Origin of the sequence: Pseudomonas folii, assembly GCF_014357575.1 — a bacterium.
Classification (GTDB): Bacteria; Pseudomonadota; Gammaproteobacteria; order Pseudomonadales; family Pseudomonadaceae; genus Aquipseudomonas; species Aquipseudomonas folii.
Genome location: NZ_JACONW010000174.1, coordinates 1 through 10,182, shown reverse-complemented (window position 1 = coordinate 10,182; position 10,182 = coordinate 1). Strand labels below are relative to the sequence as shown.

The 10,182-nt window shown below is 59.1% G+C and carries 9 protein-coding genes; 6 read left to right on the top strand and 3 right to left on the bottom strand.

From position 1 onward, the window contains the following. The 3 genes from H8S59_RS23690 to H8S59_RS23680 form a co-directional block, all read right to left on the bottom strand. On the bottom strand, positions 1-996 hold a 996-nt coding region (locus tag H8S59_RS23690), incomplete at its 3' end, for a 4-hydroxythreonine-4-phosphate dehydrogenase PdxA (RefSeq protein WP_187523003.1). Next, positions 993-1,949 carry an amidohydrolase family protein gene (locus tag H8S59_RS23685; RefSeq protein WP_187523002.1) on the bottom strand — a complete coding sequence of 319 codons (957 nt, stop codon included), beginning with the start codon at positions 1,947-1,949 and terminating at the stop codon, positions 993-995. The genes H8S59_RS23690 and H8S59_RS23685, both read right to left, overlap by 4 nt. Next, the gene (locus tag H8S59_RS23680) at positions 1,942-3,291 is read right to left on the bottom strand and encodes an MFS transporter (RefSeq protein WP_187523001.1); all 1,350 of its coding nucleotides are present in this window, start codon (positions 3,289-3,291) and stop codon (positions 1,942-1,944) included. Before H8S59_RS23680 ends, H8S59_RS23685 begins: the two co-directional genes overlap by 8 nt. A 441-nt stretch (positions 3,292-3,732) precedes the next feature. Here H8S59_RS23680 and H8S59_RS23675 point away from each other — a divergent pair, with 441 nt between their 5' ends. The 6 genes from H8S59_RS23675 (at position 3,733) to H8S59_RS23650 (ending at position 9,913) form a co-directional block, all read left to right on the top strand. Beyond that, positions 3,733-4,746 carry a Bug family tripartite tricarboxylate transporter substrate binding protein gene (locus H8S59_RS23675; protein WP_187523000.1) on the top strand — a complete coding sequence of 338 codons (1,014 nt, stop codon included), beginning with the start codon at positions 3,733-3,735 and terminating at the stop codon, positions 4,744-4,746. 60 nt (positions 4,747-4,806) lie between these two features. Further along, positions 4,807-5,340 (top strand): tripartite tricarboxylate transporter TctB family protein, encoded by a 534-nt coding sequence (locus H8S59_RS23670; RefSeq protein ID WP_095101768.1) that lies wholly within the window; start codon positions 4,807-4,809, stop codon positions 5,338-5,340. Continuing rightward, the gene (locus H8S59_RS23665) at positions 5,337-6,866 is read left to right on the top strand and encodes a tripartite tricarboxylate transporter permease (protein ID WP_027900501.1); all 1,530 of its coding nucleotides are present in this window, start codon (positions 5,337-5,339) and stop codon (positions 6,864-6,866) included. The genes H8S59_RS23670 and H8S59_RS23665 overlap by 4 nt, the downstream gene beginning before the upstream one ends. A 71-nt stretch (positions 6,867-6,937) precedes the next feature. After that, positions 6,938-7,882, top strand: coding sequence for a LysR family transcriptional regulator (locus H8S59_RS23660; RefSeq protein ID WP_095101922.1), 945 nt, complete (start codon positions 6,938-6,940; stop codon positions 7,880-7,882). A 161-nt stretch (positions 7,883-8,043) separates the two neighbouring features. After that, positions 8,044-8,922 carry a KPN_02809 family neutral zinc metallopeptidase gene (ypfJ, locus tag H8S59_RS23655; protein ID WP_095101772.1) on the top strand — a complete coding sequence of 293 codons (879 nt, stop codon included), beginning with the start codon at positions 8,044-8,046 and terminating at the stop codon, positions 8,920-8,922. Positions 8,923-8,926: 4 nt separating this feature from the next. After that, entirely contained in the window at positions 8,927-9,913 is a 987-nt protein-coding gene (locus tag H8S59_RS23650) for an alpha/beta hydrolase (RefSeq protein ID WP_187522999.1), read from the top strand. Positions 9,914-10,182 lie beyond the last annotated feature (269 nt).

Below are 10,182 nucleotides of genomic sequence, written 5' to 3'. Positions count from 1 at the left end.
GCTGCGCCCCATCCGGCAGGCAATCTCGAACGCCTGGCGTATAGCGCCGACATTGGCCTTGCCCTGCCCTGCGATATCAAACGCGGTGCCATGCGCAGGCGTGGTAATCGGGATCGGCAAACCGCCCTGCACCGTCACACCACGGGAGAAGCCCATCAGTTTGATCGCGATCTGACCCTGGTCGTGGTACATCGTCACCACCGCATCAAAGGCACTGGCATCGCCCTGCACCTTGAGGAAGATGGTGTCACCCGGATACGGCCCATCCGCCGCAATGCCCTGCGCCTGCGCGGTTTTCACGGCTGGGCCGATGATGTCCAGCTCTTCACGGCCAAACGAACCGTTGTCGCCGTTATGCGGGTTGAGGCCGCAAACGCCGATACGCGGACGCTCCAGGCCGTTGCGTTTAAGCGCGGTGTCGATTAGACGAATCGCTTCGACCACACGATTTTGATTGAGCATGCCCGGCACCGCCGACAGCGCCACGTGGGAGGTCACGCGTGAGGTCCAGAGATTATCCAGCACGTTAAACTCACAGAAGGGCCCGTCGAAACCCAACAGCTCGGCAAACCAGTGCAGTTCGTCACTGTGCGCCATGCCTGCCATGTGCAGCGAGGTCTTGTTCAGCGGCCCGAACAACACTGCATCTGTGGTTTTTGCGGCGGTCAGTTCGACAGCGATTTTCAGCGTATCCAGACAATAGCGCCCACCGATGACACTGGCTTCGCTGCGCGGGAATTCACCCACCGTATCGCCGCGATAGTTGAAGAACAGTGGCGTGTCGTCGCTGAAGTTCAGGTCCTGCAGGGACTCAACCTGACGATAGGGAAATTCCATACCGGCGATCTGCATGCCGCGCTGCATTTCGGCTTCGTCGGCAATCAGAATGACCTGGGCCTGGCTGCGCACCTGCGGCTCGGCCAGCAGACGGGCAATCAGTTCAGGACCGATACCGGCCGGGTCACCCAATACCATCGCAATTCGAGTCTTGCTCATGCTTGATTCCTCATCTGTTCGGGCCACGTCTGTGCAGTGGCTGAAGGCTCGCAACGGTAGATACGTCGCGCATTGCTGTAAAAAAGCTGTTGCTGGTCGGCGACAGGTAAATCGCGAACGATCTGTTTGAAGCCGCTGTAGATGTCGTCAAACGAGCCGCACAGGCTGTCCACCGGAAAGTTACTGGCAAACATCCCCCGGTCTGCGCCGAACATGGCGATGATTTCCCGCACGATCCAAGCGTTGTCCTCGGCGCGCCATGGTTTGCCCGGCTGGCCCAGGCCAGAAATCTTCACAACGACATTGGGCTGCTCGGCCAGTCGGCTCATGGCCGCATGCCAACCGGCCAGGCCCTGCTCGCTGCGATCAGAAGGCAGCCCCGCATGGTTAAGAATGATGGTGGTGTCCGGGAAGTCTCGTGCCAGTTGCTCAGCCTCGGGCAGATTCCACCAAGGCGTTTGCAAATCGAAATGCAGACCCAGACCGTGCAAGGCAGCAAAACTGCGCCGCCAGTGCTCGTCGCTCATCAGGCTGCGATGCGTGCCGACCTGCTCCGGCGATGTCGGCCCTTCAGGTTTGTGCCTGACGCTGCGCACGCATTGAAATGCCGCTTGGGCACGAAGCACATCCACGGCATCCGAATGATCCAGCCAGGCCTGCGCAACGATGGCATTGGGCACCCCATAACGAACGGCCAATTGCTCGACAAAACGCGTCTCACCAATCGGGTCACGGGGGTCCCATTCGGTTTCGACGTACACGGTCTGCACAACCTGATGTTCACCGGCGTCTGCAAAATACTCTGGCGGCAGGTAACGACGTTTGATGGCTGAGTAATCACCGTAGCGAAACGGGATATTGGCGTCCTCCGCCAGCCACGGGTGGTAATTGATCTGCGGGTCCCAGAAATGATGGTGAGCATCGACAATCGGTCCGCTCCACAACTCAGACATCCGCCACCTCCTGCTGCCCATCCAGGCTGATAAACAAGGTGGCCAGAACAAACAGTGCGGCGCAGAAAGCGAAGAATGCGAGCACGGCACCGAAGCCACCGAAGAACTGCAGGATCACCCCGACCAGAATCGGCACGAAGATCCCGCCGATGCTGCCCGCCAGATTCATCACGCCGCCGATCAGGCCGACCCGGGCCGGTGCGGCCAGCAATGCCGGGAAACTCCAGTACAGGCTGCCCCACATCAGGAAGAACGCAGTCATCGCCAACAGCCCGACCGCCGCGAACGGGTTGCTCAGGGTTGGCAACATCACCAGCGCCGCCAGGGCAATCAAGCCGGAAAAGGTCAGCAGGCCTTTGACCGCCAGGCCTCGGCGCACGCCCTTGCGAATCAGGCCGTCACACAGGAAGCCACCGGTCAGCGAGCCCAGCGCGCCGCAAATGAAGATCACGAAGGTTGCCGCGCCAATGCCTTTGATATCAAAGCCGCGGGCCTGAGCCAGATAGCTCGGCCCCCAGGTCAGCAGACCAAAATACACCATCGCCCAACTGGAGCGTCCGACCAGCAAGCCAGTCAGCGACCGTGCCGCGATACCCAAGCCTTTGACAGGAGCACGGGCGGCCTCGGCAGCCGGTGTGGCGCGACCCGCATTAATCTTGTCCAGCTCGGCCTGATTGACCTGCGGGTGAACCGATGGATCATCACGCAGATAACGCCAGGAAACCCAGCCCAGCAATAAGGTCGCCACACCGGCGATGACGAACGCCATGCGCCAGGAGTCCAGCGTGGCAATCAAGTAAGCGATGATCAAACCGCCAAGCGCCACGCCCAGAGGGCTGCCGCTGTCCATCATGACTGCGCCACGGCTGCGTTCGCTGGGAGCCAGCCACAGGGAAATCAGCTTGCCGCCTGACGGAAACAATGGCGCTTCGGCTGCCCCGAGAAACATCCGCGCAAACAGCAGCGAAACACCGCCCGTGGCGAAGCCTGCCAACACCTGAAAGGTGCCCCACAAACCGGTGGACCAGGTGATGACACGACGCGGACCGAAGCGGTCGATCATCCAGCCACCTGGGATTTGCAGCAGCGCATACGCCCAGAAGAAACTGCTGAGAATCAGGCCCTGCATGCTCGGCGACAGCTCGAATTCCTTGGCGATGGTGGGCATGGCGATGGATAGCGAGACCCGGTCGATGAGATTGACCATGGTCAGCAGAAAGATGATGGCAAAAATCCGCCAGCGCACCGAAGTGGCTCGGGCAGTGGTAGCGACCGCCGGGTTGCCGGTAGCGGTAGAGACACCTGCGTCAGGCAGATGCACGGGTGCACTGGAACGATCCATGGTGCTTACCTCGTTTTTTATTGTTGTTGTAGGTGTTGCTGTGGCGCTCACTATCAGAGGCGAAGCGATAACCGTCTAATCAAAAAAACACATACGGTGATAACCCAGGGATATCTTTGAGCGCGCGCTGCCTCTCGGTAAACACTGAAACTGTAGGAGTGAGCTTGCTCGCGATGGCGTCCAGTCAGTTCATGTTGAAGTCGACTGACAGATCCAATCGCGAGCAAGCTCACTCCTACAGAATCGTGCGTAAAGCCGGTCCTACAGGTCATCAGATCGATATGTGTCAGCCGACCTGCGATAACCCCAGGCTATCGGTGTATCTGATGTTTTGAGTAGACGCCACCGCAATAGCTTCCCACACTCGACCCAAGATTTGCCGGTCACTGAATCAGGCAAATCGCTCAAAAAACAATTACAAGAAATAGAGGTTTCATCATCATGCGAACCGCATCCCTTCGACGCGTGTCCCGTCTTCTGCTCGGCTGTTCCCTTGTTTGCGCTGGCACCCTTCCCGCCCTGGCCAACGCCTGGCAACCCGACAAGAATGTTGAAATCATCGTCGCTGGCGGCCCTGGTGGCGGTACCGATCAGCTCGGCCGTCTGATTCAGTCAATCATCACCACTCACAAGCTGCTGGACGTCAACACCGTGGTCCTGAACAAAGGCGGCGGCAACGGGGCCGAGGCGTTTCTGGACATCAAGATGTCTGAAGGTGATGCCGACAAACTGGTGATCGGCACCAACAACATTTACTTGCTGCCACTGGTCTCCAAGCTTGGTTATCAATGGCAAGAACTGACTCCGGTTGCCGCCGTCGCTGAAGACGACTTCATTCTCTGGACCTACAAAGACGCGCCGTGGAAAGACGCCAAAAGCTTCTACGAAGCGGTCAAGGCCGATCCGTCCAAGCTGCGCATGGGCGGCAGCCAGTCCAAGGACGTCGACCAGACCCTGACCCTGCTGCTGAACAAAACCACGGGCAGCAAGCTGGTTTACATCCCGTTCAAAAGCGGCAGCGAAGCCTCCACCCAATTGGCGGGTAAACATATCGCTGCCAACGTGAACAATCCAAGCGAAAGCATCAGCCAGTGGCGCGGTGATCAGGTCCAGCCGCTGTGCGTATTCAGTAAAGAGCGCATGGGCTACACCGACAAAGTTGCCGGGGACAAATCATGGGCCGACGTACCGACTTGCCTCGAACAGGGCCTGGGCGTCGATCAGTATCGCTTCCCGCGTACCGTCTTCATGCCCGGCAAAGTGACTGCCGAACAACGCGCGTTCTATACCGAACTGATGCGCAAAGTTTCAGAAGCCCCTGAGTTCAAGGCCTACGTCAAACAGAACGCACTGGTGCCGACCTTCCTCGAAGGCGACCAACTGAGTGCCTACATCCAGCAGGATACGGCCCGAGTTACGCCGGTGTTCAAGGATGCTGGCTGGCTGCGCGAGTGAACTGACTGATCAGGCCCCACTGCCGGGTGTTCACCCGGCAGTTATATCCGGAGGTGTTCCATGCCCCATTCTTCTGAAACATCTGCGCTGGTCGGCACTCGCTGGGTCGAGCTCGGGCTGGCGTTATTCACCCTGTTGATCGGTGCAGTGGTGATGTATGGCAGCCTTGAGCAAGGCATTGGCTGGGGTGACGCAGGTCCCGAGCCGGGTTATTTCCCGTTTTACATCGGCCTGCTGTTGGGCTGCGCAAGCCTGGGCAACATTGTCCTCACGCTGGTACGCTGGCATGCCCTGAACATCAGCTTTGTCAGCCGCAGCCAGTTTGCCCAAGTGCTGTCAGTGTTCATTCCCATCGCCCTATTCGTTGCAGCCATGCCGTTCACCGGTATCTACATGGCGTCGGCGGTATTCATCGCCTGGTTCATGTGGCGCGACCGGGTTCGGGCCAAACCTTACGGCAAACTCATGATCTGCTCGGTATCCGGCGGTGCAGTCCTGGCCAGCTACCTGATCTTCGCGCTGTGGTTCAAGGTTCCACTGGACGCAGGTCCGGTCGGTGACTGGCTGGCAATGGCCGGGAGATCGATGCAATGAGTGAATTCGACTCCCTGCTGCACGGCATGAACCTCATCCTCACGCCAGGCCATATCGGCCTGATGGTGGTCGGCGTGCTGCTGGGAATTCTGGTCGGCGTACTGCCCGGCCTTGGTGCCCCCAATGGCGTTGCCCTGCTGTTACCGCTGACCTTCACCATGTCGCCCGTGTCGGCCATCATTCTTTTGTCGTGCATGTATTGGGGGGCGTTGTTCGGCGGGTCGATCACTTCGATCCTGTTCAACATTCCCGGTGAGCCGTCATCGGTGGCAACCACCTTTGACGGTTACCCCATGGCCCGTGACGGCCGTGCAGCCGAGGCGCTGACCGCCGCCTTCAGTTCGGCGTTGATTGGCGCACTGGCGGGCGTGCTGTTGCTGACCTTCCTGTCGACACGCATCGCCGAATTCGCCATGTCCTTCAGCTCACCGGAATTCTTCGCGGTGTATTTGCTGGCGTTCTGTACGTTCATCGGCATGAGCAAGAACCCGCCGCTGAAAACCGTAGTCGCGATGATGATCGGCTTTGCCATGGCCGCCGTCGGTATGGACACCGTGTCAGGCAACCTGCGCCTGACTTTCGACCAGCCGATCCTGATGACCGGCATCAGCTTCGAGGTCGCGGTAATCGGCCTGTTCGGTATCGGTGAAATCCTCTGCACCGTTGAAGAAGGCCTTGTGTTCCGTGGCGAGCATGCACGCATTACACCCATGACCATTTTGCGCACCTGGGCCAAGTTGCCGCGTTACTGGCTAACGATTTTGCGTAGCACGCTGGTGGGTTGCTGGATGGGCATTACACCGGGCGGCCCGACGGCAGCGTCGTTCATGGGCTACAGCCTGGCGCGGCGCTTCTCGAAGAATCGTGACAACTTTGGCAAGGGTGAAGTCGAAGGCGTTATTGCGCCGGAAACGGCGGACCACGCTGCTGGCACAAGCGCCCTGCTGCCGATGCTGACCCTGGGCATTCCAGGTTCTGCCACGGCGGCAGTGATGATGGGCGGCTTGATGATCTGGGGTCTGCACCCCGGCCCGACGTTGTTTGTCGAGCAGCACGATTTCGTCTGGGGCCTGATCGCCAGCATGTATCTGGGTAACGTGGTCAGTCTGATCGTCGTACTCGCAACCGTGCCGCTGTTCGCCTCGATCCTGCGCATTCCATTCTCGATCATTGCCCCGATCATCATCATGATCTGCGCAATCGGTGCGTACTCGGTGCACAACTCGCTGTTCGATGTCGGGCTGATGCTGGTCTTTGGCGCCTTGGGCTATCTGTTCAAAAAACTCGGCTACCCGATTGCGCCACTGGTTCTGGCGGCTGTTCTGGGCGACAAGGCCGAAGATGCTTTCCGCCAGTCGATGCTGTTTTCCGACGGACAACTGGGCATTTTCTGGTCCAATCCGCTGGTGGGCAGCCTGACCACTGCGGCACTGCTGATGTTGTTCTGGCCCTTGATTTCCAGTGGGATCAGAAACGCACTGGGCTGGCGGACGCGTCATGCAGCCAAAGCGAAATCCGCGCAATGAATGGCAAGGGGCTGGTAAGCCCTGACATTTCTTGTCAGGCTCAGCCCCAGACTTTTCCGCGAGACGCGATCATGACCCGTATTCCTGATGCCAACGTGATTCACAGCCGCCTGCGACTTCGCCAGTTACGGTTGATGCTGGCGCTTCAGGAACTGGGCTCTTTACGTCGGGCTGCCGACAACATCGGCATGACCCAGCCCGCCGCGACCAAGATGCTTCACGAAGCCGAAGATTTGCTCGGCGTCGAACTGTTTGAGCGTCTGCCACGGGGCATGCGCGCCACACAGTTCGGTGAAACCGTCATCTATTACGCGCGCATGGTGTTCGCCGAACTGAGCGGTATGCGTGAGGAACTGGTGGCACTGGAGTCCGGCAACCTCGGCCGGGTTGTAGTGGGTGCGATTCCCGCCCTGGCTTCGGGCCTGCTGACCCGGACCATCGCCGAACTGAAGAAAAGCCATCCGCGTCTGTCCATGAGCATCCAGGTCGACACCAGCGATGTGCTGGTGCAGGCGTTGCTGCAAGATCAACTGGACGTGGTGCTCGGCAGAATTCCTGGCGGTGCCCGCTCCGATGATCTGCTATTCGACAGCCTGGGCGAAGAGGAACTCTGCGTGGTTGCCGGCGCGAAGCATCCCATGGCCAACGCGACGCACCTGGGTTGGGGCGACATGCAAAACATGACCTGGGTCCTGCAACAGCATCCAAGCCCGATGCGCTCGATCATCAATCAGGTGTTCCACAATGCGCGGGTCGACATCCCCAGCAGCATTGTTGAGACCACGTCGATCATGACCTTGCTGTCGCTGGTACAGCAAACCGACATGCTCGGCGTGACACCGGTGTCGGTGGTCGAGGACTACCCCGGTCGCGATTTGCTGGCCGTGCTGCCGATCAAATTCGAGGCGCGCCTGCCGCCTTACGGCCTGATTACCCGCCGCCATCGGGTCCAGTCCTCGGCCATGCTGGCGTTCATGAACTCAGTCAAAAGTGAACAACGTCTCGTGCGGGGCTAATTACCCGGACTGATCGCGAACTAATTGCCTCCTGCTCCTCTCTACTCCTGCGCTAGATGTACGTCGTTCAACTCCCATTCAGGTTATGCGTCTGACAATCGGACTGGCGCAGCCTGTGGGTAGCAGCGACACTCCTTACAGGATAAGAAGAGGATTCCCACATGCTATGGAAAAAGGGTCGGCGCAGCGATAACGTCGTGGACGCACGTGACGGCAGCAGCGGCGGCGGTGGGATGCGCATAGGAGGCAAGGGACTCGGCATCGGCGGCGTGATTATCATCGTGGCCATCGGCCTGTTGACCGGTCAGGACCCGATGCAGATTCTCGGCCAGCTCACCGGCCAGGGGACACAAGCGCCAACGTCCAGTGAGACCCGCCAGGCTCCACCGGCCAACGATGAACAGGCGGAGTTCGTCCGGTCGATTCTCGGCGACACCGAAGACACCTGGCGCGCAGCCTTCCAGCTGGGCGGCCGCCAATATAAAGATCCAACGCTGGTGCTGTTCAGCGGTCAGGTGCAGTCCGCATGTGGATTTGCCACATCGGCCAGCGGGCCGTTCTACTGCCCTGCCGACCAGAAGGTCTATCTGGACATGGAGTTCTTCCGCGAAATGTCACAACGCTTCAAGGCCGCAGGCGATTTTGCTCAGGCTTATGTGATTGCTCACGAAGTAGGCCACCATGTGCAGACATTGCTGGGGGTTTCGGAAAAAGTCGACGCCGCTCGCCGCAGTGGTCAGCGCATGGAAGGCAGCAACGGTTTGCTGGTCCGCCAGGAGCTTCAGGCTGACTGTCTTGCAGGTGTTTGGGCCTATAACGCACAAAAGCGTTTGAACTGGCTGGAGCCGGGTGATATTGAAGAAGCCTTGAATGCAGCCAACGCCATTGGCGATGATCGCCTTCAGCAACAGGGTCAGGGGCGCGTAGTGCCGGACTCGTTTACACACGGGACATCCGCCCAACGGGTTCGCTGGTTCAAAACCGGCTTTGCCCAGGGCCAACTCAACCAATGCGACACATTCGCCGCCAAGAGCCTCTGATCACATGATGAAACCGCTGCTGATCCTGTCGTTAAGCACCCTTCTGAGTTTCAACGCTCACGCCGAGGATCAGGCGGTCAAATCCATCAGCCCGGAGCGTCTGACGATCAATGGCGCCCAGGCAACGCTCGGCATGAGCCTGAACTGGAATCAGCCCCGGCCGCAGATCGAACGTGCAGTGATTGTGCTGCATGGCCGGTTGCGTAACGCGCCGACTTACCTGCGCAGTATCGAACGTGCTGCCAATCAGTCGAAGCAACGCAACAAGACCCTGCTGATCGCCCCGCAGTTTCTCGACGAGAAAGACATCGCAGCGCACCACCTGGGCGACAACGTGTTGCGCTGGCATGGCGACCAATGGATGGCGGGTGAAAATTCGGTTGGACCGAAGCCGGTCAGCTCATATCTGGTCATCGACCATATTCTGCGTCGCCTGAGCGACAGCAAGCTGTTCCCGAACCTCACGGAAATCGTCATCGCCGGGCATTCCGGGGGTGCGCAAGTGGTGCAGCGCTACGTGATGATCGGCGGCAAGGAAGACGTGCTGTTGAAAAAGGAAGGCATCAAGCTGCGCTACGTGATCGCCAATCCATCGTCATACGCCTACTTTGATACCGAGCGTCCGCTGCCCGTCACCAAGGCCAGTTGCCCCGGCTTCAACGAATGGAAATACGGTCTGAACGGCATGCCGCCTTATGCGGGGAAAGTCAAAACGGCCGAGATCGAAGACGATTATGTGAAGCGTGACGTGACCTACTTGCTCGGCCAGAACGACACCGACCCGAAACACCCGGCTCTGGACAAGACCTGCGGCGCAGAAGCGCAAGGTGCCCAGCGTCTGGAACGTGGCGAGAACTTCTTCAAATACCTGCAGAAACGCCATCCACAGGGGCTGAATCAGCGTTTGGTCGTAGTCCCGAATGTGGGCCACAGCGGCGACGGGATTTTCACCTCACCGCAGGGACAGGCAGTGCTGTTCAACGATTTTTGAATCTGAACGTAAATCCTCTGTAGCGAACTTGTTCGCGAGGGGGATGGTACATCCGCAGCCTGTGTATCGCCTGAAATGCAGCCCTCCCGAATGAATTCGGTCCTACCGAGGTGGGCGCATGGCCGCTGGACCGGTAGGAGCGAACTTGTTCGCGAGGGGGGATGGTGCATCCCCAGCCTGTGTATCGCCTGAAATGCAGCCCTCCCGAATAAATTCGGTCCTACCGAGGTGGGCGCATGGCCGCTGGACCGGTAGGAGCGAACTTGTTC